Annotated in this window: 21 protein-coding genes and 1 tRNA gene; 16 read left to right on the top strand and 6 right to left on the bottom strand. The window is 39.5% G+C overall.

Annotation, left to right across the window (positions count from 1 at the left end):
- Nucleotides 1–201 precede the first annotated feature (201 nt).
- Nucleotides 202–273: transfer RNA gene (locus tag IV80_RS04885), tRNA-Arg, on the bottom strand.
- 67 nt (nt 274–340) lie between these two features.
- On the opposite strand from IV80_RS04885, the gene rpoN reads away from it, so the two are divergent.
- The 12 genes from rpoN to smpB all read left to right on the top strand — a co-directional run bounded on the left by rpoN (nt 341) and on the right by smpB (nt 14,939).
- Nucleotides 341–1,657 (top strand): RNA polymerase factor sigma-54, encoded by a 1,317-nt coding sequence (gene rpoN, locus IV80_RS04880; protein WP_057750698.1) that lies wholly within the window; start codon nt 341–343, stop codon nt 1,655–1,657.
- Nucleotides 1,658–1,829: 172 nt separating this feature from the next.
- Nucleotides 1,830–2,858, top strand: a complete 1,029-nt coding sequence (locus tag IV80_RS04875; RefSeq protein WP_057750382.1) for a sugar-binding transcriptional regulator — start codon at nt 1,830–1,832, stop codon at nt 2,856–2,858.
- 70 nt (nt 2,859–2,928) lie between these two features.
- Nucleotides 2,929–3,951, top strand: a complete 1,023-nt coding sequence (gene gap, locus IV80_RS04870; RefSeq protein WP_057750378.1) for a type I glyceraldehyde-3-phosphate dehydrogenase — start codon at nt 2,929–2,931, stop codon at nt 3,949–3,951.
- Between the two features lie 124 nt (nt 3,952–4,075).
- The gene (locus tag IV80_RS04865) at nt 4,076–5,278 is read left to right on the top strand and encodes a phosphoglycerate kinase (protein WP_057750375.1); all 1,203 of its coding nucleotides are present in this window, start codon (nt 4,076–4,078) and stop codon (nt 5,276–5,278) included.
- Nucleotides 5,279–5,356: 78 nt separating this feature from the next.
- On the top strand, nt 5,357–6,115 hold the full coding sequence (gene tpiA, locus IV80_RS04860; protein WP_307723479.1) for a triose-phosphate isomerase: 759 nt from the start codon (nt 5,357–5,359) through the stop codon (nt 6,113–6,115).
- A 71-nt stretch (nt 6,116–6,186) separates the two neighbouring features.
- Complete coding sequence (gene eno / locus IV80_RS04855; RefSeq protein WP_057750370.1) at nt 6,187–7,506, top strand: phosphopyruvate hydratase; 1,320 nt, start codon at nt 6,187–6,189, stop codon at nt 7,504–7,506.
- Nucleotides 7,507–7,720: 214 nt separating this feature from the next.
- Entirely contained in the window at nt 7,721–8,482 is a 762-nt protein-coding gene (locus IV80_RS04850; protein WP_057750366.1) for a nucleoside phosphorylase, read from the top strand.
- 16 nt (nt 8,483–8,498) lie between these two features.
- Nucleotides 8,499–10,013 carry a glycerol kinase GlpK gene (gene glpK, locus IV80_RS04845; protein ID WP_057750363.1) on the top strand — a complete coding sequence of 505 codons (1,515 nt, stop codon included), beginning with the start codon at nt 8,499–8,501 and terminating at the stop codon, nt 10,011–10,013.
- A gap of 104 nt (nt 10,014–10,117) precedes the next feature.
- Nucleotides 10,118–11,677 carry a ClC family H(+)/Cl(-) exchange transporter gene (locus IV80_RS04840; protein ID WP_057750360.1) on the top strand — a complete coding sequence of 520 codons (1,560 nt, stop codon included), beginning with the start codon at nt 10,118–10,120 and terminating at the stop codon, nt 11,675–11,677.
- 97 nt (nt 11,678–11,774) lie between these two features.
- Nucleotides 11,775–12,011 (top strand): preprotein translocase subunit SecG, encoded by a 237-nt coding sequence (gene secG, locus IV80_RS04835; protein WP_057750357.1) that lies wholly within the window; start codon nt 11,775–11,777, stop codon nt 12,009–12,011.
- Between the two features lie 73 nt (nt 12,012–12,084).
- Complete coding sequence (rnr, locus tag IV80_RS04830; RefSeq protein ID WP_057750354.1) at nt 12,085–14,457, top strand: ribonuclease R; 2,373 nt, start codon at nt 12,085–12,087, stop codon at nt 14,455–14,457.
- A gap of 11 nt (nt 14,458–14,468) precedes the next feature.
- Nucleotides 14,469–14,939, top strand: coding sequence for an SsrA-binding protein SmpB (gene smpB / locus IV80_RS04825; protein ID WP_057750351.1), 471 nt, complete (start codon nt 14,469–14,471; stop codon nt 14,937–14,939).
- Nucleotides 14,940–15,318: 379 nt separating this feature from the next.
- On the opposite strand, the gene IV80_RS04820 is transcribed toward smpB, so the two are convergent.
- From IV80_RS04820 to IV80_RS04805, 4 genes are all read right to left on the bottom strand, one after another.
- Nucleotides 15,319–16,743 (bottom strand): APC family permease, encoded by a 1,425-nt coding sequence (locus IV80_RS04820; protein WP_057750348.1) that lies wholly within the window; start codon nt 16,741–16,743, stop codon nt 15,319–15,321.
- A gap of 131 nt (nt 16,744–16,874) precedes the next feature.
- Complete coding sequence (locus IV80_RS04815; protein ID WP_057750345.1) at nt 16,875–17,441, bottom strand: GNAT family N-acetyltransferase; 567 nt, start codon at nt 17,439–17,441, stop codon at nt 16,875–16,877.
- 13 nt (nt 17,442–17,454) lie between these two features.
- Entirely contained in the window at nt 17,455–18,039 is a 585-nt protein-coding gene (locus IV80_RS04810; protein ID WP_057750342.1) for an LURP-one-related/scramblase family protein, read from the bottom strand.
- A 28-nt stretch (nt 18,040–18,067) separates the two neighbouring features.
- A complete protein-coding gene (locus IV80_RS04805) occupies nt 18,068–18,940 on the bottom strand; it encodes a Cof-type HAD-IIB family hydrolase (RefSeq protein WP_057750338.1) in 873 nt (290 codons plus the stop codon).
- Between the two features lie 135 nt (nt 18,941–19,075).
- Here IV80_RS04805 and IV80_RS04800 point away from each other — a divergent pair, with 135 nt between their 5' ends.
- Genes IV80_RS04800 through IV80_RS04790 form a run of 3 tightly spaced genes read left to right on the top strand, consistent with a single transcriptional unit; the run spans nt 19,076 to nt 20,786 of the window.
- Nucleotides 19,076–19,798: a uracil-DNA glycosylase gene (locus tag IV80_RS04800; protein ID WP_057750334.1), complete on the top strand. Its 723-nt coding sequence runs from the start codon at nt 19,076–19,078 to the stop codon at nt 19,796–19,798.
- A 3-nt stretch (nt 19,799–19,801) separates the two neighbouring features.
- Nucleotides 19,802–20,275, top strand: coding sequence for a tRNA (adenosine(37)-N6)-threonylcarbamoyltransferase complex ATPase subunit type 1 TsaE (gene tsaE, locus IV80_RS04795; protein WP_057750331.1), 474 nt, complete (start codon nt 19,802–19,804; stop codon nt 20,273–20,275).
- Complete coding sequence (locus tag IV80_RS04790) at nt 20,268–20,786, top strand: GNAT family N-acetyltransferase (protein ID WP_057750328.1); 519 nt, start codon at nt 20,268–20,270, stop codon at nt 20,784–20,786. The genes tsaE and IV80_RS04790 overlap by 8 nt, the downstream gene beginning before the upstream one ends.
- Here IV80_RS04790 and IV80_RS04785 read toward each other — a convergent pair.
- Nucleotides 20,770–21,306, bottom strand: a complete 537-nt coding sequence (locus IV80_RS04785; protein WP_057750325.1) for a 3'-5' exonuclease — start codon at nt 21,304–21,306, stop codon at nt 20,770–20,772. The two genes, IV80_RS04790 and IV80_RS04785, sit on opposite strands and share 17 nt — an antisense overlap.
- Before the next feature lie 156 nt (nt 21,307–21,462).
- Between IV80_RS04785 and IV80_RS04780 the strand changes: the two genes are divergently transcribed.
- Nucleotides 21,463–22,377: a Gfo/Idh/MocA family protein gene (locus IV80_RS04780; RefSeq protein WP_057750323.1), complete on the top strand. Its 915-nt coding sequence runs from the start codon at nt 21,463–21,465 to the stop codon at nt 22,375–22,377.
- The last annotated feature ends 12 nt before the right edge of the window (nt 22,378–22,389 follow it).

Genomic DNA, 22,389 nt, shown 5'->3' with positions numbered 1-22,389 from the left:
ATTCAAATTTTGATTCATAATGGGGTAAAGTGAACTTATCCCATCGAAAGATATCACTTATAAATGGTTTTGGTTGACTTATAGTGTCCTGTGCTGAATAATTAATTAAGTAATGAATCCCTTTTCATGACGATCATCGACTTTCAATCTAAGCAGATGATCAAAAAAGTTATAAATTACTTAAATGAGTGTACAAAAAAATGCGCCATGCGGGAGTCGAACCCGCGTTTCAAGAACCGGAATCTTGCGTGCGATCCACTACACTAACGGCGCAAACTACTTCATTAATTTTACTGTATTAACTTTAAAAAAACAAGTTTATTTAAGCGAGGTGAGCAACATGGCGCTTCAACAAGGCCTACATCAACAACAAAAACAAGTTCAGCGTTTGGCAATGACTCAGACGTTGCAACAATCGATTCAAATCCTTCAATATAATGTTGAAGAACTTCAAAAATTTTTAGACCAGAAGGCGCTAGAAAATCCTCTAATTAGTGTCACAAATAGCCGTGAAGAATCGGCTATTCCGGTTCACCACAATATGGTGGATGATAATTATATGAGTCAAATTCCTGATGATAGTCGACGCTCACTTTTTGAATATTTGCTAGATCAAATTCACTTAACCATGCGTGACACGCCATTGCGCAACCTTGTATTATTTTTGCTAGAGTACATTGATCAAAATGGATATCTAAAAATTTCGATTGATGAGGCTATCCAAAAAACAAAGGCTAGTAAAGTCGAGGTTGTCGATGCCATTACGTTAATTCAACAGCTTGATCCACCTGGTGTTGGGGCTAAAGATTTACAAGAATGTTTGTTACTACAAGCAGAGAATGACGACTGGGCGCCTGCAGCAGCCGTTGAAATTCTTAGAGAAGACTTTGAAGCCTTAGCTAATCGAAAGTGGCAGCAAATTGCTAAGAAAAGAGAAATGGACTTAAAAGAAGTTCAGAAGGTTTTTGATTATGTTCGGACGTTAACACCTAAGCCTGGTGCACTGTTTCATTCAGAAGCTTCTCAATATGTCTTTCCAGATCTTATTGTCGAAAATGATAATGGGGAGTTAAGTATTCGGACGTCAAAGGCAGCCAAACCACAGGTCCATTTCCAAAAACGTTATTTTCAGCAAATGTTGCAGCGCAAGGATGATGAAGTCACAGACTATGTGAAAGAAAAGAAACGCGAATTTGATTGGATTGCGCGTAGTCTGGATCAAAGAGAAAGCACAATTTTGCGAGTAGGTCGTGTATTAGTCTCTTATCAGCGAGACTTCTTCTTGGAGAGGACGAAAGAATTACGTCCACTACTTTTACAAGATGTGGCGTTAAAGTTGGGGTTACATGAATCAACAATTAGCCGTTCGGTCAACGGTAAGTATCTGCAAACACGCTTTGGAACTTTTGAGTTAAAATCATTCTTTAGTAGCGCGGTTGCCAAAACAGATGCTTCTCCTGAGGGCTTGTCTGTTGATTCAGTAAAGCGCTTATTACAAAAATTTATTCATGAAGAGGATAAAAGAAAGCCGCTTTCAGATGCCAAAATTGTTAAAAAATTGGCAGATCAAAAGATTGAGGTTTCGCGTCGGACGGTTGCCAAATATCGTGAGAGTCTGAACATCGCTTCCTCGTCGGCACGCAAACGTTTTGAGTAATGGCAGTATTGTTTTGAGTTGCATTGAAGGGCAGCACCTGATATAATACAGTATGTAAGTGAGAGGTATACAACTAAAGAATTTCGGCGGTTGTGTGCCATTTATTTTGAATTTGTTGGGTCGTCTAATGACACATATGGTCGTTTTATGTCCCGATTAGGAGCAATAAATCATGCAAAATGAGTTGAAATGGCTAGAAGCAATTGCGCCTGACATGGTGGATGTGTTTTTAAAGCGTTTTTCAGTTCTACGAAGTATTGCTTTGATGGCTCCGATTGGTAGGCGCGGCTTATCTTTGCATCTTAATATGAGTGAGCGTGGGTTACGAACACATACCGACATGCTTCGACAGTTAGGATTAATTGATATTTCGCCTGCTGGGATGACATTGACTAAAGAGGGCACATCTGTCTTAGAAGGTTTAACTGATTTAGTTAATGATTTGCTCGGATTGCAACAGTCTGAACGTGATTTAGCAAAAATCTTGGGCATTGACCGGTGTTTTATTATGACAGGCGATTGTGATTTTCAAGATCGTGTGTTAGATAATATGGGCACAATTCTAAATGATACACTTGCAAAAATCTTGCCGGAGGGTAATAATGTAATAGTGGTGATGGGGGGTCATACAATGGCTCAAGTTGCTTATCAATTTACCCCCGAGCTATCCACGAAGCGACAACTTACATTTGTTCCCGGACGTGGTGGTATGGGACAATCACTTGCTATGCAAGCTAATACAGTTTGTTCAATTATGGCTGATCGTACACATGGTGAAAGCCAGTCGATGTATGTGCCTGAAACGCTAAGTGAAAAAACCTATCAACCGTTGTTAGAGGAACCAAGTGTTCAAATGGTTTTAAAACTAATTGAACAAAGCAATGTTGTTGTTCATGGAATTGGACGAGCCGATGAGATGGCTGAAAGAAGAGAAGTTGATCCTAACATTATGCATCTTCTTGAACAAAAGAAAGCTGTCGGTGAAGCATTCGGATGTTTCTATAATCAGGCGGGTGACATCGTCTATAAGGTACCTCGAATTGGATTACAATTAGAGCGTATCCATTCAATCGATCATGTATTTGCAGTTGCGGGTGGTCATACGAAGGCGCAGGCAATTGTATCTTACATGAATTTAGCACCACATCAGACATGTTTAATAACTGATGAAGGTGCCGCAAACTTGATTTTAAAAAAGTAATGTTTGGTTACAAACGTCACTTTTTAAAATAAAAATTATTTTTTAGATTCCTAAAGGAGGAAATCTTAGTATGACTGTAAAGATTGGTATTAATGGTTTTGGACGTATCGGTCGTTTAGCTTTCCGTCGTATTTATGAATTAGGCGCAAAGTCAAATGATATCGAAGTTGTGGCTATCAATGATTTGACAAGTCCAGCAATGTTGGCACACTTATTGAAGTATGACTCAACACATGGTACTTTCCCTGGTGAAGTTAGCGCAACAGAAGACTCCATCATCGTTGATGGCAAGAAATACCGTGTTTACGCAGAACCTAAAGCACAAGATATTCCATGGGTTAAAGAAGACGGTGTTGACTTTGTTCTTGAATGTACAGGTTTCTATACATCAAAGGCAAAATCACAAGCTCATTTGGATGCTGGCGCAAAACGTGTTCTGATTTCTGCTCCTGCTGGTAACGACCTTAAGACTGTTGTTTACAACGTTAATGATGACGTTTTAACTGCAGATGACAAGATTGTTTCTGCTGGTTCATGTACAACAAACTGTTTAGCACCTATGGCTTACTTCTTAAACCAAGAATTTGGTATTGAAGTAGGTACAATGACAACTATCCATGCTTACACAAGTACACAAATGTTACTTGATGGCCCAGTTCGTGGTGGAAACTTACGTGCTGCTCGTGCTGCCGGTGTTAACACTATTCCTCATTCAACTGGTGCTGCAAAGGCTATTGGTCTTGTAATCCCAGAATTGAATGGTAAGTTACAAGGACATGCACAACGTGTTGGTGTTGTTGATGGTTCATTGACTGAATTAGTATCTATCTTAGGTAAGAACGTTACAGCTGACGAAGTTAATGCTGCAATTAAGAAACATACTGAAAACAACGAATCATTTGGTTACAACGATGATGAAATCGTATCTAGTGACGTTATCGGCACAACATACGGTTCAATCTTCGACCCAACACAAACTGAAGTTACAACCGCTGGTGACAAGCAATTAGTTAAGACTGTTGCTTGGTACGACAACGAATACGGCTTCACTTGCCAAATGGTACGTACTTTATTGAAGTTTGCTACTCTCTAAGATTAAATAAATCTTTAAGTTTGTAAATTTCAAAACCGTCTAACGGTTTAAGGCGGAGGGAGGCAAACTTCCTCCGCCTTTTTTAATAGAAAAAACTAAATTTCTTAAACAGGAGGAACAAATTTTGGCTAAATTAACAGTTTCAGATTTAGACGTTAAAGACAAAAAAGTTTTAATGCGTGTTGACTTTAATGTCCCTGTAAAAGATGGTGTGATCGGCGACGATAACCGTATCGTTGCAGCATTACCAACAATTAAATACATTATTGAACATGATGGTAAAGCAATCCTATTTTCACATCTTGGTCGTGTAAAGACTGAAGACGACAAGAAAGCTTTGACAATGCGTCCAGTTGCACAACGTTTGTCAGACTTATTGGGCAAACCTGTCACATTTGTTCCAGCTACACGTGGTAAACAATTGGAAGATGCCATTGCTGACATGAAAGATGGCGATGTGTTGTTATTTGAAAACACTCGTTTTGAAGATCTTGATGGTAAAAAAGAAAGCGGAAATAACACTGAATTGGGTCAATACTGGGCTTCACTCGGTGATGAATTCGTCAACGATGCCTTTGGTACAGCTCACCGTGAACATGCTTCTAATGTGGGAATTGCTACAGCTATGAAGGCTGAAAATAAACCGGTTGCTGCTGGTTTCTTAATGGAAAAAGAAATTAAATTCTTGGGTAATGCCGTTGACAATCCTAAGCATCCATTTGTTGCTATTTTAGGTGGTGCTAAGGTTTCTGATAAGATCGGCGTCATCGATCATTTACTTGATAAAGCTGATAAAGTGATTATCGGTGGTGGTATGACATATACCTTCTATGCAGCTAAAGGTCTTAAAATTGGTAACTCACTTGTTGAAAAAGACAAGATTGAATTAGCAAAACAAATCTTAGAAAAGGCTGGCGACAAGATCGTCCTTCCTACAGATAATGTTGTTGCAGAAAAATTCGATAATGATGTGCCAAGCAAGGTTGTCGAAGGTGATATTCCTGATGGTTATATGGCACTTGATATTGGACCTAAATCAGTTAAAGCATTCGAAGATGTCTTGAAAGATGCTAAGACTGTTGTTTGGAATGGCCCAATGGGTGTCTTCGAAATGAGTAACTATGCTAAAGGAACTCTTGAAGTAGGTAAATTCTTGGGTACTTTAACTGATGCAACTACAATTGTTGGTGGTGGTGACTCAACTGCTGCTGTTAAACAACTTGGTGTTGGCGATAAGTTGACTCATATTTCTACTGGTGGTGGTGCTTCCCTTGAGTACCTTGAAGGTAAGACCTTACCAGGAATCGCAGCTATTTCAGACAAATAGATAGCAGCAGGCTTGAAAACTTTTTCAAGCTTTTTGCTGTTATATAAACATGGTTTGTCATATATGAAAGGAAGTATTATTGTGCGTACACCAATCATCGCTGGAAATTGGAAAATGAATAAGAACCCTAAGGAAACAACTGAATTTGTTAATGCTGTTAAGGATCAACTTCCTGAAAGCAATAAAGTAGAATCAGTTATTGGTGCTCCTGCGGTTGATTTACAAGCTTTATTAGATGCTGCTAAAGGGTCTAATTTAAAGGTTGCTGCTGAAAATTGTTATTTTGAAGATGAAGGTGCTTTCACAGGTGAAACTTCACCTAAAGTTCTTTCTGAAATGGGTGTTGACTATGTCATTATCGGCCATTCAGAACGTCGTCAATATTTCAAGGAAACAGACGAAGATATTAATAAGAAAGCCAAAGCAATTTTTGCTAACAACATGTTACCAATCATTTGCTGTGGTGAGACTTTAGAACAACGCGAAGCCGGTCAAACTAATGACTGGGTTTCAGGCCAAATCACAAACGCACTTAAAGGTTTATCAGCAGAGCAAGTGGCTTCACTTGTTATTGCTTATGAACCAATCTGGGCAATTGGAACTGGAAAGACTGCTTCAAGCGATCAAGCACAAGAAGTCTGCCAAGTTCTTCGTGAAACTGTTGCTAAGTTATATGACCAAACAACGGCTGATAAAGTTCGTATTCAATACGGTGGTAGTGTAAAACCTGCTAACGTTAAAGAATTGATGGGTAAAGAGGATATCGATGGTGGCTTAGTCGGTGGTGCAAGTCTTGTCCCAGATTCATTCTTGGAATTAGTTCGTTTTAATGCTTAATTTTAAAGCAGTTTTGTAATACAATTAAGTTGTAACAGAATTTACTAAATTTAGTGAGGAGAAATTACAATATGTCACTTATTACTGATATTTATGCACGTCAGGTTTTAGATTCACGTGGTAACCCAACTGTTGAAGTTGAATTATACACAGAAGATGGCGGCTTTGGTCGTGGAATCGTTCCTTCTGGTGCTTCAACTGGGGAACATGAAGCTGTTGAACTTCGTGATGGCGACAAAAGCAAATTCATGGGCCAAGGTGTCACCAAGGCTGTTGAAAATGTTAACAAATTAATTGCTAAGGAAATTGTTGGTTATGAAGTAACTGACCAATTAGCAATTGACCAAGCTATGATTAAGCTTGATGGTACTCCAAACAAAGCAAAATTAGGTGCTAACGCAATTTTAGGTGTTTCTTTAGCTGCTGCTCGTGCTGCTGCTGATGAACTCCAAATTCCTTTGTATAACTACTTAGGTGGATTCAACGCACATGTTTTACCAACACCAATGTTGAACGTTATCAATGGTGGAAAACATGCTAATAACGATGTTGACTTCCAAGAATTCATGATTATGCCTGTTGGTGCACCAACAATTACAGAAGCAATTCGTTGGTCTTCAGAAACATTCCACAACTTAAAGAACTTGTTAAACGAACAAGGTTACTCTACAGCTGTTGGTGATGAAGGTGGATTTGCTCCTGACTTGAAGAACAACGAGGAACCATTTGAAATCCTTGTTGAAGCTATCAAGCGTGCTGGTTACAAACCAGGAAAAGATATTGCAATTGCCTTTGACTGTGCTGCTTCTGAATTCTATAATACAGAAACAAAGAAGTATGACTTAAAGGGTGACGGCAAGTCATATACTGCTGAAGAATTTGTTGACTTACTTGATGGTATCGTTGACAAATACCCAGTTGTTTCTATCGAAGATCCTTTGGATGAAAACGAATGGGAAGATTGGCAAATGGCTACTGAAAAACTTGGTAAGAAAGTTCAAATCGTTGGTGACGACTTGTTCGTTACAAACACTGACTACCTTGCTAAGGGAATCAAGATGGGTGTTGGTAATGCTATCTTGATTAAATTGAACCAAATTGGTACATTAACAGAAACTGTTAATGCAATTGAAATGGCTAAAGAAGCTGGCTACACAGCAATCGTTTCTCATCGTTCTGGTGAAACAGAAGATACAACCATTGCTGACTTAGTTGTTGCTTTGAACGCTGGCCAAATCAAGACTGGTTCAATGAGTCGTACGGAACGTATTGCTAAATACAACCAATTGATGAGAATTGAAGATCAATTAGGTGAAGTTGCACAATACAAAGGTATCCATGCATTCTACAACTTAAGTGAACAAGCACGTAACGCAATTACAAACAAGTAATTTTGTGCTTACTTAGAAAAGTTCTCAAAGAGAAAATTCTCTTTGAGAACTTTTTTGTTTATCAAAATGTACTAACAAGGTGTCAGCTAGATTAGTTAGTGTGATTTAATGATGGTGGTTAACTAATCGTTTATTTGAAAATAGATATTCATACTTTTGATTAGCTTTAAAAAGTGTAGAATTATATTAGATTACAATAAGCAGGTGAATGATAATGTCAGAAAATTTGGCTCTGTTGGATTTTGATGATCAACAAAAAGCTGTTTTAATGCCAGATCATGATGGTCCCTTTGAGTTTCATGCTAAGGCGATTTTTCCATTCTTAACGGATTTAGAAATTACACAATTTGTTAGAAACCATCATGGCCAACAAATTGGCTTTTTTGAAACGATTACCAAAACTTATGCCGTGTATGAGTGCCGTTATCATGATGAGTGGATTACTGTCGCACAGGCGCCACTTGGGGCTCCGGCGGCTACCCAATTCTTAGATTTTTTAATTTATTTTGGCGTTCAAAAGGTGATTAGTATTGGTAGTTGTGGCGTCTTGACCAATATGCCTGAGAATCAATTTTTAGTACCCACAAGTGCCTTACGTGATGAGGGAACTTCTTTTCATTACGTAGCCAAAAGTAATTTTATCCAACTAAATAAGGCCGTTGTGAATCAAATTGAAGGAACGCTGTCGACCTTGGCATTACCTTTTTGTGAAGTGAAAACTTGGACAACTGACGGTTTTTTTCGTGAAACACCTAACTTAGTACGTAAACGTAAAGCACAAGGATGTGAAGTTGTGGAAATGGAGTGTGCGGCATTGGCTGCCTGTGCTCAGTTCCGAAAAATTTCGTTTGGACAAGTGTTTTTCACAGCGGATTCATTGAGTGACCTTGAAAAGGATGAACCACGAAATTGGGGATTAGGTGCTCATGAAAAAAGCCTTACTTTGGCGGCAGATTTGGTAACCAATTTAAATTAAGAATTGAGGTTTTTAGATGATGGAGAAATATATTTTATCGATTGATGAGGGGACCACAAGTACGCGCGCAATTATCTTCAATCATCAGGGGCAAAAAGTGGTTGAAGCACAACGAGAAATTACCCAGATTTTTCCCAATCCAGGTTGGGTTGAACATGACGCAAATGAGATTTGGGAAGCTGTGTTGTCTACAATTGCCAATGCACTAATTAAATCACAAATCCGACCTTCCCAAATTAGCGGTATTGGAATCACAAATCAGCGTGAGACGACTGTGATTTGGGATAAAGCAACCGGCTTACCCATTTACAACGCTATTGTGTGGCAATCTCGGCAAACAGCTGATATCGCAAACCAATTAATCTTAGCGGGTTATCAAAAGCAAATTCATCAAAAAACGGGTTTGATTGTTGATGCTTATTTTTCGGCCACCAAAATTCGCTGGATTCTAGATCGAGTGCCTAATGCGCAAGAACGTGCTGAAAACGGTGAATTATTGTTTGGCACGATTGATTCTTGGCTGGTATGGAAATTGACAGGTGGTGCAGTTCATGTCACGGACTTCTCAAATGCGAGTCGTACAATGTTATTTAACATTCATGATTTGAAATGGGATCAAGATATTTTGAAATTGTTGAATATTCCTCAAACACTCTTACCAAAAGTTAAATCTAATTCTGAAATTTATGGGTACACCAAAGACTATCATTTTTATGGGAGTGAAGTTCCGATTTCTGGGATGGCAGGAGATCAGCAAGCGGCACTGTTTGGGCAAATGGCTTTTGAACCGGGAATGGTGAAGAATACATACGGTACGGGGGCTTTTGTAGTTATGAATACGGGCAAGCATCCTCAATTATCCGATCATAATCTCCTAACTACGATTGCCTATGGGATTGATGGGCAAATCTATTACGCCTTGGAGGGCAGCATTTTTGTAGCAGGTTCAGCAATTCAATGGTTACGAGATGGTATGCAGTTACTTAAAGCTTCATCTGAATCGGAACAGGCTGCTAATGCGTCTACTGATCATAATGAAATTTACGTAGTACCCGCGTTCACAGGGCTGGGTGCACCTTACTGGGATTCCGTTACAAGAGGTGCTGTCTTTGGAATTACTCGGGGAACAACGAAAAATGATTTTATAAAAGCGACGTTACAAGCATTGGCGTATCAAACACGAGATGTTGTAGACACAATGAAAAGTGACGCGAACATCAACATTCCCGTCCTCAAGGTAGACGGTGGCGCTTCTCACAATAATTATTTAATGCAGTTTCAAGCAGATATTTTAGGCATTGAGATTGATCGTGCCTCAGATCTGGAGACAACGGCACTTGGCGCTGCTTTTTTGGCCGGTTTAGGGGTTGGTTTTTGGCGAGACATAGCGGATATTAAAAAGGTATTTCAGCCTGGAAAAATTTTTTTACCGGCAATGAATGAAGCGCAAAGACATAACCTGTACGAGGGATGGCAGGAAGCCGTGCAGGCGGCACAAATGTTTAAACATCAGCCTTATCGAAAAAAATAAATCATAAGACTTCAAAGAAGAGCGAACTCATTTTTGAAGTTTTTTTGTGTGCAAAATTGATGGTACACTATTAGATATAAGAAAAAAAGAATTGAGATGGTATGATGCAGTGGAAGGGGACCAAAAGTACTCAAAAAAATAAGCCCGATCAGACGAGATTGCTCTCTATTTTAAAAGGTTGTCTAATAGGGATTTTGGCCGGGTTTGTGGTGAGTGCTTTTCGACAAATGATTGTGCAAAGTTTGAACTTTGTGGTGTTTATGTATAAGCAAATTGCTTTAAATTGGTGGTTATTACCAGTTTGGATAATTTTGATGATTAATTTAGCGATATTTGTCGGATATTTGGGGAAACAATTCCCTGAAATCAAAGGATCTGGAATTCCACAGGTTGAGGGGCAACTCTCAGGGAACCTTGAGTATGCTTGGTGGCCTGTACTGTGGCGAAAGTTTGTTGGCGGTATTTTAGCAATTGGGCCCGGTCTTTTTTTGGGTAGGGAAGGCCCTTCAATTCAGTTAGGGGCCACCATTGGTCAAGGGTATGCCGAGCTATCTCACGAATCAGAAGTAGACCGCCGTGTATTTATCGCAAGTGGTGCTGCTGCCGGATTGTCAGCAGCTTTTAATGCTCCCATTGCAAGCACGTTGTTTGTTTTGGAAGAGGTCTATCATAATTTTTCGCCTCTAATTTGGACTACGGCTTTGGCAAGTGCGATAACTGCCAATTTTGTGTCGACCGGTTTCTTTGGGTTAACACCAGTTTTACATATTGTTTATGCAAGAGCTTTACCACTGACCATGTATCCTCATGTGTTATTATTAGGAATTTTCTTAGGTGTGATGGGATTTGTGTATCAGCGCGTACTATTAAAAATGAATGATTGGTATAAGGCACTTTTGAGATTTCCGGACTGGCTTTTTGGGATCGTCCCATTTTTGTTAGTCATTCCACTTGGATTTTTAGTTCCCCAACTTCTGGGGGGTGGTAATAGTGTCATTTTACAAATTGCGACACAACTGCCAGGACTAAGTCTTTTAATTGGTATTTTTCTCATTCGCTTTATATTTTCGATGATTTCGTATGGTTCTGGTCTTCCAGGTGGTATTTTTTTGCCAATTTTATCACTGGGTGCCATTTTAGGTGCCATTTATGGCCAGACAATGATTTCGTTAGGCCTCTTTCCGCCTGCATATTTGACGAACTTCATTGTTATTGCAATGGCTGGCTATTTCGCGGGAATTGGAAAGGCACCATTTACTGCTATTCTGCTAATTACGGAAATGGTGGGAACTCTGCATCACTTAATGCCTCTTGCAGTGGTGTCCATTACGGCTTATCTCGTGGTGGACTTGTTAGGTGGTGCTCCAATTTATGAGTCTTTGCTGCATCGAATTGTGAAGCCCACAATGCCGCATAGTGGTGGAAAATTAGATCGAATTGAATTCCCTATTTTTGCTGGCTCTTATTTGGCTGGACACCAGGTGAGAGATTTTAAATGGCCCCAAAACAGCCTCTTAGTTGCTGTGCGTCGTGGAGAGCGAGAAATTATTCCCCACGGAGATACGTTACTTTTGGCTGGTGACACTCTAATCATTTCAACTGATCATCGAAATCGGGGACATCTATTTCATTTGCTGAACCAGCTACCAATTGAGACTGGCTAGTCAAACCAAGAATAAAGTTAAGGGTAAGACTGGAAAAAAACGAAAACTGTGATAAAATATAGAGGATATACTACAAGTTTAGGTAGGAGGTCGCTACTTGTATAATTTATTAATGACTATCTTATTAATCGTTTCAGTTTTGATTATCATTGCGGTGATGATGCAACCGGCAAAGACTGATAATGCCCTATCCTCTCTTACGGGTGGTGCGGATGACCTTTTTGCCAAATCAAAGCCACGTGGATTTGAAGCATTTATGCAAAAAGTCACGTTAGTTTTAGGAATTGTCTTCTTTGCGACTGCAATTGCAATGGTTTACGTTTCCTCACACTAACGACTAAGCCTCCTGTAATTTTTGCAGGGGGCTTTTAATTAAGTAAAAAACACTAAAAAATTTGAGGTAAAGTATGGAGACAAACAAATTACAGGCTTCAGTAAGTCACTTTTTGAATCAACACCCTAAGGAAAGTTTCACAGCTGAAGAAATCTTTCAAAATCTAAATTTAGAAGGCGCTAGCGTCTTTAACATTTTGGTCAAGGAATTGGCAATTATGGAACGTTCAAATCGTGTTCATATTACGGAACAAGGCAAATTTTCTTTGCCAATTCAAGCAAATCAACAAGTTGTCCATGGTGTATTCCATGCCAATGATCGTGGTTTTGGTTTTGTGGCGGTCGATCCCGCTGTTCCTGATATTTATATCAGTGATGAGCATACAGCGTTTGCCCTTAATCAGGACGAAGTAGATGTTCGAATCACTAGAGCTGCTAAACCGGGAGACGATCGTGGCCCAGAGGGTGTTGTGACCAAAATTACGGAACGACACTTTACGCAGGCAGTGGGTGTTTTTCAAAAAAGTGGTGCTGATCCTGAAAAGGGCATCATCGGTGAAATTGAATTAAGAGATAAAAAATTAGCGTCTTACCATTTTGATGTGTTGTCTTCTGGTATTAGTCCACAGGAAGGTGCCGTTATTACGGCAACTGTGACCCAATATCCTAATCTAAAACATCCTAAATTAATGGCTGGAGTGGCCACTGAAACAATTGGTTTCAAAGACGATCCTGGTGTTGATATTCTGCAAGTCATTTATCAACATGAAGTTCCGTATGAATTTCCAGACGATGTTAAAGAAGAAATCAAGGCAATTCCTGATGTCGTGACAGATGCCGAAAAAGTTGGACGAAAAGATTTAACAGGTGAAACTGTGGTCACGATTGACGGCGACGATTCTAAGGACTTTGATGATGCTGTTGGTGTTTATAAGATGGCTAATGGGCATTATCATCTAAGCGTCAATATTGCCGATGTGAGCCATTATGTGAAGGAGGGCTCTCCCTTAGACCATGAGGCCTATCGACGCAGTACGAGCGTCTATTTGACGGATCGTGTGGTGCCAATGTTGCCTCGCAAGTTGTCTAACGGTATTTGTTCTTTAAATCCTGACGTAGAACGTTTAGCCATGACCTGTGAAATGGAAATGGATAGCGAAGGGAAAGTTGTTGATCACAAAATTTATCCAAGTGTCATTAAATCAGACGCACGGATGACTTATTCAGATGTCAATAAAATTTTGGAATCTCATGATGAAAAAACACGTGCCCGGTATGCAGATTTAGTACCAATGTTTGAAACAATGGCTGAGTTACACAAGCTCTTGCTGAAACGTCGTAAACACCGTGGCGCCATTGAATTTGATGATAACGAAGCTCAAATCATTGTGGATGAAACCGGACATCCTATCGATATTAAGGTCCGAGTTCGAGGCACTTCTGAACGCATGATTGAGTCCTTTATGTTGGCAGCAAACGAAACGGTTGCTCGTCACTATTCAGAATTAAAGGTACCATTTTTGTATCGGGTGCATGAAACACCAGATAGTGAAAGAATGCTTAGTTTCTTTGAGTTCTTAACCAACTTTGGCTATTCTGTAAAAGGTAGCTCTAAAAACATTAAACCTAAAATGCTCCAAAGTGTTCTAAAACAGGTTTCAGGAAGTAAAGAAGAGACCATGATTTCGGTTATGATGCTGCGAAGCATGAAACAGGCTAAGTATTCTGAAGATTCTCTTGGTCATTTTGGATTAGCAGCCAAGTACTATACGCATTTCACTTCACCAATTCGACGTTATCCAGATATGTTTGTGCACCGCTTGATTCGCCATTACGCTGAAGATGGTATCGGTGAAGATTCTCAAGCGCAGTATGTGGATAAGATCCCTGAAGTAGCTGCCCATACTTCCAAATTAGAGCGGCGTGGGATTGATACTGAACGAGATGTGGATGGTATGAAAAAAGCAGAGTATATGGGTGACCACATTGGTGAAGAATTCAAAGCGGTGGTTAGTTCTGTCATGAAGTTTGGCTTGTTTGTAGAACTTGATAATACGGTCGAAGGACTTGTGCATATTAGTCAGATGAAGGATGACTATTATGAATATGTTGAGAACCAAATGGCATTGGTTGGGCGTAACACCCATCGGACTTACCAAATTGGCCAGGAGCTTGAGGTTAAACTTTTGCGAGTGGATAAAGATCAAAGTGAAGTTGACTTTGCTCTCCTACATCCTGAAAAGACACCTACTAGTGAAATTCAATTACCGCCACGACAATTTAGAAACGGTGGTAACTACAAATCTGGCAGTCGGCAAGGCAGTCATAATAAAAATTTTCACAAGAAGACAACTTCCACATATCGAAATAATTCAGCTAAGAAATTCCACTCAACAAATTCGCATAAGCCTTCGTCAACTTCAAAGGCGTATGATCGTAAAAAGTAGGAGTGATGTAAATGGCAAAAGCCAAACAGAAGCAAACATCAGCCTTAGCTCAAAATAAAAAAGCACGACATGACTACTCGATTTTAAAGACGTACGAGGCAGGCATGGTTTTGACGGGGACTGAGATTAAGTCGGTACGAGCTAGCCGGATCAACTTAAAAGATGGCTATGTCCAGATTAGGAATGGAGAAGCAATTTTGATGAATATTCATATTAGTGAATATTTAGAGGGAAATCAGTTTAACCATGATCCCTTAAGAAATCGAAAGTTGCTCCTGCATAAAAAGCAGATTGCGGAGTTAGCTGAACAGACACAAAATAAGGGCATTACCATTGTTCCTTTAAAAGTGTATCTGAAACACGGTTTTGCTAAAGTTTTAATTGGCGTAGCTAAAGGTAAACATGAATATGATAAGCGTGAGACAATTAAGCGACGTGATCAAGAGCGTGAAATTGCTAAAGCGGTCAAGCGTTATCGTTAAAGAGGCTGGGGGAATCTCCTGGTCTTTTTTTGTCTCTGAATTTTAATAGTCAAAACCGAAAAAGGCTAATTTTTCCACTTAGCTATGAAAAAAGCGCTGCAAAGGAACGACTCATTTATTTTCTTAGGCTGCCATAGTTTTAGTAATCTTAGTTGCATGCGTAACGTCGCCTGTGCAAAGTCAAAACATCTTTTTCACTCTCCAATTTAAATCATATTTGTGCGATGACAGTGGGGGATGGCTTTTTGTGTTTCGGACTCGAAGTTCTGGAGAGCTTGGAACAGTCTTGACTTTACTTTCAGTATAAACAAAAAGTTCTGAAATTAATCAAATGTCATTGATTAACTTCAGAACTAATCTTAGATTGTTTTAGTTAGGCCTATTTTCCTTTAGCTTGTTGACGATGTGCAATGGCGGGCATGATAAGTCCTAAGGCCAATAAAATGAGTGGCGTGACAATATTCATAATCAGCTCTTGCCAGTAGGTAAATGAAGTTGGTGGGACATCTTGTGGGAACACACCAAACGTGGCAGCTGCGAACGTCACAATAAAACACCATAGTGCAACCAAGTAAGCTGCACGGTCATTTTTTATGAACACGTAGTCTGACTGGAACTTGTGAGAATTCTTACGCATTTGCATAAATGCAAAGAAAATCCAACAAGTGACGTAGGGAGAAACAATACCATTTAAATTTAATAACCAATTGAAAATTTCATTCATATCTGGTAAGAAAACACCCATAAGTAAAATTCCAGCTGATAAACCGGATGTCAGAATGTACCCATTAATCGGTCGGCCGTTTTTATTCAATTTTAGAAGTTGCTTCGGCATGAATCGTTTACCAGTATCCAGTATAAGCATTCGTGTCATGGCATCTAGAAGTAAAGCAAGGAGGGCAAACATATATAAAAGCTGTGCAATCGAAAATAGGAACATCATCGAGTGACCTAATCCAATATGGCGGCCTACATAATCAAAAGCGTAGTAACTGCCGTTCATTTTTAAATCTACAGGCAAATGATGATCATTAAAGAACACTCCAAGGGAAAATGAACCAAAGATAGTCAAAAATCCTGCCATGATGGTTAACATCATGATGGCTTTTGGAAAATCTCGTTTTGGATGACGCATTCTGGTTACATATGGTGCAACCAATTCGGAACCACTAGTTGCATAAATCAGGAGCCCCAAAGTTGAAAAGAAATGCAAATTAATTTTGGGGGTAAAACTGGATACATGTAAAGGAGCAGAAGCAATAGATTCCCCGTGCATTAAATTGACAACGGTGAGGACCACGAAAAGAATGGTCATAATGAACATGGCGCCACCGCCAAGGGCGTTTAAAAATTGTAACGAGTTTTTGATACGGTTTTGCAACACTATAAAAATGATAAAAACTAAAAAAGTTAAGAATGCAAACATGGCGTTGGACATATGCTGTTCCATTGAATTATCGCCATTGATTAACCATCCGAAAGCTACGACTACTGTATTAGCAGTATCAACGACGTATGGAATACTGGCTGCCCAATATGTCCATGCCGTAAAATAGCCGAGCACGTCGCCACTAGTTGCGCGCACCCACGAACTTAAACCGCCACCGGCATTACTGAAAGTGGAACCGAGTTGACCAACCATGAGGCCATAGGGGATAACATATAAGGCAAATAGAATAACCCATGTGGTAATCACACCTAAACCCTGGTTTTTAAAGTTGTAAATAATATCGTCAAAACCAATGACGTTAACAAAGGCCATAAGTCCTAAAACTGGCCAACTAATATATTTTGTATTTTTCATATCCCAAATCCTATCTCAAAAATCATTTAATTTTAGCATAGTTTGAATCCAAAACGCTATAAAAACTTGAGGCAAAAAAATAAAATTTTCACCTCAAGTTTTTGAGTCGTTCAGATTCAATTAGGAATTTATTAAACGCGTTTTTTTAGATGATAATAATGATGGTTAGCGACCACTTGCACGCGCTCATTTTTGAAACCAACACGTTCATAAAGCTTGGCAGCCTCGGGGTTCTCGAAATCAACCAGCAAGCCAACTTCTTTAGTATGTGCTTGTTTCGCCACAGTTGGTAAATAATTGAGTAGTTTTGTGCCAATCCCTTTTCCACGATGGGCTTCAGCCACACATAAGGTGTTCAGATACCATTCATCTGCATCCGCTTCAGGCTCCCAAAAAATTTTTGTGGTTTTAGGAATTTGTAGTGCGGCATAGTAACGAGGAAAAACGTCAAAGAGTTGTTGCTCGTACTTTCCTACGTAGCCAAACATCATGCCAAGAACCTCGTCGTCTTGCTTTGCTACTATAAGATCAGCGAGTTGTCCTTGATACTCTGGTGAAGAAAATGTCTTTTCAAATAACTGGGTGAGTTGACTATCAGATAATTCATGAAGTGCGGGAAGTTCCATCTCTTCTAAAACCACTTTTACGAGTTCGATGATTTGTGGGACATCCTTGAGTTGTGCTGCTTGAATTTGCAAAATTTGACCTCCATTATTCAGTTAATTTATTTTTATTTGGTTTCTTTTCGTGAATGTTATTGAAACTTGTTTCGCCATTGGATAACCGCCAACCCGGAATTGAAGTTCTTTTTTTGAGCCCGGACTTTGAAGAGCCACGGAACCAATGATCTAAAATAGCAGCCACGCAAATGCAAACGGGTTCGGTGGATTGCCGATTGATGCTTAATTCATTATACAAGGCGCCGTTCAAATTAACCGGTGTCACCGTCATGATTGATTGACCACCATTATAAACGTGGTGGCGGCCCGTTCGCAAGTTGCCAGTAATAAACCATTTCAAGGTTTTAACGTACATAAATTCGTGAACGAAACCACAAGTTTTTGAAATGGATCCTACTTTTTGGCCATTAAAAAAAATATCGAACTTAGGGAAAATTCCCACTGAGGTTTGTTTAATTTCAGCTAATAGGTGACCATCTATTGCATAGACGGACAAAGCATCATGCCTAATTCCCCATTTGCCAACTAGTAAATAACAGGCGTTGTTATGATCATCACGTACCACAGTTGCACCTTTATTACTGGCGTCTTGGTGTCTTACATAAAGTTTGCGCATAAGTTTCCTACCCCCACACCCTCAAACTTTACTGGCGATTAGTTTTGAGTTGCTCTAGAATGGCTTTTCCAACACCATTTTCGTTATTTGTGACCGTTAAATGGTTAGCAATCTTTTTGATTTCTGGAATGGCGTTTCCCATGGCGTAACTTGTGTCCGCAATTTTTAACATTGAGGCATCGTTTAAGTTGTCGCCAATAGCCATGACTTGAGACATGGGAATATTTAGTTCATCCGCATAATGCTGCAGCGCGATTCCCTTTTGCGCACGAATATTATTGATTTCAATATTAGTCTCAGAAGAGGAGGTGATAGCCACTTCAACTTTATCGTTGATTTTGTTTGCGACTGTTTGTAATTTTTTTTGACCTTCATTAGCAAACGCAATAATTTTTAAAATGCGAACGTTATGATCATCAATTAATTCTTGATAATTATCTACGTAAGAAATATCCATTAGTTCTACACGAGCGGAAGCCAACGAAACGGCTAGCTTAAACGGCGTTTGTGGATTTAAATTTGATAATAACTGAGCCAAATTTTGAATATGCATGGCCCGACTGTTAGAAACCACACCATCTGCAGTAACCACTTCATAGTACAAATCAGCTAAATTAAGCTCACGCATAATTTGAGTAACGGTTGCGCGGTGCAGGGGAACCATATCTAGTGCTTTACCATCAACATCATAGACAGCAGCACCATTTAACGTAATCATAGGTACTTGAATACCAAATTGTTCAATTAGCGGCTGAGCTTCAGAACGTTGACGTCCCGTCGCTACAATGAAATGAACACCCTCACTTTGTGCCTGCTTGATTGCAGCAGCATTTTCTTCAGAAATTTCCATTTTTTCGTTGAGCAACGTTCCATCCATATCAGAAGCAATTATTGAAATCATATTTTCACGTCCTCATAAGGTTTTTTATATCTTCAGTTTAACATGAACGGGTGTATTTTTTTAGTCATAACTCGTGGCATTTAATGTTATTAAAACAATTATGGCTATGCTAGAATATGGAGGTGAGGTGTTAAAATGAAAACGTTTATTCATAATGACTGGCAACAAGTTTTAGGGCCTGAATTTGAAAAGGCCTATTACAAAGATTTACATGATTTTTTAAAGACAGAGTATCGTACGCAACTAATCCACCCAGATATGTTCCATATTTTTGAGGCTTTTGAATGGACGCCTTTTGATCAAGTTAAAGTGGTAATTTTAGGTCAGGATCCTTATCATGAGCCTCATCAAGCACATGGGTTGAGCTTTTCCGTTTTGCCTGGTGTAAAAATTCCGCCGTCGCTACAGAATATTTATAAGGAATTACAGGATGACTTAGGAATTAAACCCGTATCGCATGGTTATTTGGAAAAATGGGCCAAACAAGGAGTTCTAATGCTGAATACGGTATTAACGGTTCGTAATGGCCAGGCTTTTTCGCATAAAGGGAAGGGCTGGGAACAATTAACTGATGTGGCCATTGAAAAACTTTCCGAGCGTGAAACTCCCGTCGTGTTTATTTTATGGGGAAAAGCAGCCCAAGAAAAAATTAAGTTAATTGATACAAAACGAAATATTATTATTAAGTCTGCTCATCCCAGTCCTTTTTCTGCTCGCTATGGCTTTTTTGGGTCGCATCCATTCTCAAAAACAAATGCGGCATTAAAGGCACTTGGCGAAGAACCAATTGATTGGCAGTTACCAGAGCATGTTGAAATTTCCGATGAAGCCAGCAATCATTATCAGCAAACGAGGTAGAATATGTTTACAATTAAGACAACAACCGCACAGCAAACAGAAGATATTGGCTTAAAGTTAGCCTCCTTAGTGACACCTAATGATGTTATTTTATTGGACGGTGATTTGGGTGCTGGAAAAACGACACTGACGAAAGGGCTTGCCCAAGGGCTTGGTATTAAGCGATATGTTAAAAGTCCAACCTTCACGATTATTCATGAATATCATGAGGGACGGATGCCACTATATCATATGGACGTTTACCGGCTTGAAGATGGCGGTGGTGATGATCTAGGCTGGGATGAATACTTCTTTGGTGGAGGTGTTTCGGTCATTGAGTGGTCACAATATATCCAAGACTATTTGCCTGATACTTTTCTACGCATTAAACTCGAACGACGAGATGAGCAGGCGGATGAACGGCAGTTAACTTTTCAGGCGCAAGGGACACATTATCAGCAATTACTTGAAACCATAAAGGAGCAGCTTCATGAGTGAAGAAGTCACAATTGCTCAAGCAACTAGTGAGGATGCGCAACAAGTTTTGACACTGTTAAAAAAGTTGGATCAGCAATCAGATACTTTTGTGGTTGAAGAGGACTTAACACAACTTACGCCGGCTTACGAAAGTCAACAACTGCAGTTGATTCAACAAAGCCGTGAAAATCTCATTTTATTAGCCAAATATGAGCAACAGGCGATTGGCTTGGTTAGCGTCATCAAGAATGAAGAAAATGACTTAGGTGAAATTGGTGTTGCAGTTTTGAAGGAGTTTTGGAATCAAGGTTTGGGAACAGCGTTAGTTGAAGAGGCGATTACTTGGGGTAACACCTTTAGTTGGTTAGATGGGCTGTTTCTAACTGTCCAAGAGCGTAATGCTGCAGCTTATCATATTTATCAAAAATTAGGGTTTACAGAAATTAAGCGTCAAAAAATGGGATTCCGCAGTAAAAACGGGATCCCATATCCAACAATTGACATGCAATTGCGATTTAATTTGCAACCCTAACAAACGGTTTGAGTTGCTCAGCACCAAAATTGTTGGCTTCGTAGAGAAGAATGTTGGCGCAAGCTAAACTGTCATCGAGTGCGTTGTGATGATGTTCAAGTTCAATGCCCAGATGTTTGCAAACTGTATCTAGTTTATGATTTTCAAATTCCGGAAAAAATTTGCGACTGGAACGGACCGTGTCCAAGGTTAGGTAGTGGCTACGTTGCAAATCATAGTGTTCCAAACAACTTTTTAAAACGCCATTATCAAAAGGGGCATTGTGGGCCACAATTAACTGATTAGTCTGAAATAAGGGATTGATAACTTGCCAGATTTCAGGAAAGCTGGGAGCATCAGCGACATCTTCTTCGTGAATGCCATGAATTTGGACATTACGCCAGCTAAATTCTGTGTCAGGTTTAATTAAAGAGTAAAATTCATCCGCAACTTGATTATTACGGACAATAGTTAGGGCAAGTGAACAAGCGCTATAACGTTTGGCAGAAGCTGTTTCAAAATCCATTGCAACAAAATTCATAAGAAAAATCCTTTCAAAAATACGTTCTTAATAAAGTGGGTAATCACCGAAAGTTACTAGTGCATTCATTATAAACGGTCATTTGTGAGAAAGATAGTATTAAAACTTGTGTGAGGCTTTGGGGTAAGTTTAGTTAAAGGGTAGGAGGCTACTAGGATGAAAAAAATTGGAGTTATGGGACTTGGTAATATTGCCCAAAAAGCATATCTCCCTGTAATGACGAAGTTGCAGGATACTTATGAGTGGCATTTTTGTACGCGCAATGCAGTTAAAAGAACCCATCTGCAACATCAATATGGGATAACACACGGTGAAGCTGATTTAGAAGAACTGCTTGATCAACAGCCAAAAGCAGTGTTTGTCCATACACCAACAGAGACACATTATGCGATCATTAAAACTTTACTGCAACACGGTATTCATGTTTATGTGGATAAGCCGGTTTCAGAAAATTTTGCTGAAGTTGAAGAGTTATACCGTTTGGCTGCTAGCAAACACCTTATTTTGACTTGTGGATTTAATCGTCGCTTTGTTCCTTTCAATCAGCGGCTAAAGGCATTGCCAGACAAGCAAATGATTCAAAGTGCTAAAATTCGGGTTCAAGATCCACAAGAGGCTAAATTTGCCATCTATGATCTTCTCATTCATGTGGTGGATACAATTTGTTATTTGCTTGATGAACCTGTCCAAAAGCAAACAACTAAGTTATTTACGGATGGTTCAGATTTGCGGCAAGCAATTGTTGCATTAGAGACGGCACACAGTCTGGCAACTGCTGAAATTAATCTCATCGGTGGTGTCAATCAAGAAACGACGACAGTTCAAACCGAACATGGGTTGGCAACGGTAGAAAATTGTCAAACTTATAACATGAAGACACCAGAGGGTGAGCAAAAAATGCTTTCTTCAGATTGGCAATCAACATTAGTGACACGCGGATTTGAACCACTTATTAATCAATTCTTAGCTGCAATTGATGGGAAACAAGCTAATCCAGTTTCGCCAGAGTCTTCATTGCTCAGTCACCGAATTTGTCAAGATGCCGTTTCTCACTTGGAAGTGGTAAAATAGAGCTTAATTGTA

Source organism: Pediococcus cellicola (assembly GCF_001438655.1).
GTDB lineage: Bacteria > Bacillota > Bacilli > Lactobacillales > Lactobacillaceae > Pediococcus > Pediococcus cellicola.
Note: the sequence above shows the minus strand (reverse complement) of the source record. Positions and strands in the feature narration are given on the sequence as shown.

What these genes read in the sequence shown, in the direction of transcription:
- IV80_RS04820 (WP_057750348.1), bottom strand. Translation starts at nt 16,743, where the DNA reads ATGAAAAATACAAAATATATTAGTTGGCCAGTTTTAGGACTTATGGCC.
- glpK (WP_057750363.1), top strand. Translation starts at nt 8,499, where the DNA reads ATGATGGAGAAATATATTTTATCGATTGATGAGGGGACCACAAGTACG.
- IV80_RS04800 (WP_057750334.1), top strand. Translation starts at nt 19,076, where the DNA reads ATGAAAACGTTTATTCATAATGACTGGCAACAAGTTTTAGGGCCTGAA.
- IV80_RS04810 (WP_057750342.1), bottom strand. Translation starts at nt 18,039, where the DNA reads ATGCGCAAACTTTATGTAAGACACCAAGACGCCAGTAATAAAGGTGCA.
- eno (WP_057750370.1), top strand. Translation starts at nt 6,187, where the DNA reads ATGTCACTTATTACTGATATTTATGCACGTCAGGTTTTAGATTCACGT.
- tsaE (WP_057750331.1), top strand. Translation starts at nt 19,802, where the DNA reads ATGTTTACAATTAAGACAACAACCGCACAGCAAACAGAAGATATTGGC.
- IV80_RS04780 (WP_057750323.1), top strand. Translation starts at nt 21,463, where the DNA reads ATGAAAAAAATTGGAGTTATGGGACTTGGTAATATTGCCCAAAAAGCA.
- IV80_RS04805 (WP_057750338.1), bottom strand. Translation starts at nt 18,940, where the DNA reads ATGATTTCAATAATTGCTTCTGATATGGATGGAACGTTGCTCAACGAA.
- IV80_RS04790 (WP_057750328.1), top strand. Translation starts at nt 20,268, where the DNA reads ATGAGTGAAGAAGTCACAATTGCTCAAGCAACTAGTGAGGATGCGCAA.
- gap (WP_057750378.1), top strand. Translation starts at nt 2,929, where the DNA reads ATGACTGTAAAGATTGGTATTAATGGTTTTGGACGTATCGGTCGTTTA.
- rpoN (WP_057750698.1), top strand. Translation starts at nt 341, where the DNA reads ATGGCGCTTCAACAAGGCCTACATCAACAACAAAAACAAGTTCAGCGT.
- IV80_RS04840 (WP_057750360.1), top strand. Translation starts at nt 10,118, where the DNA reads ATGCAGTGGAAGGGGACCAAAAGTACTCAAAAAAATAAGCCCGATCAG.
- IV80_RS04850 (WP_057750366.1), top strand. Translation starts at nt 7,721, where the DNA reads ATGTCAGAAAATTTGGCTCTGTTGGATTTTGATGATCAACAAAAAGCT.
- IV80_RS04785 (WP_057750325.1), bottom strand. Translation starts at nt 21,306, where the DNA reads ATGAATTTTGTTGCAATGGATTTTGAAACAGCTTCTGCCAAACGTTAT.
- IV80_RS04875 (WP_057750382.1), top strand. Translation starts at nt 1,830, where the DNA reads ATGCAAAATGAGTTGAAATGGCTAGAAGCAATTGCGCCTGACATGGTG.
- rnr (WP_057750354.1), top strand. Translation starts at nt 12,085, where the DNA reads ATGGAGACAAACAAATTACAGGCTTCAGTAAGTCACTTTTTGAATCAA.
- smpB (WP_057750351.1), top strand. Translation starts at nt 14,469, where the DNA reads ATGGCAAAAGCCAAACAGAAGCAAACATCAGCCTTAGCTCAAAATAAA.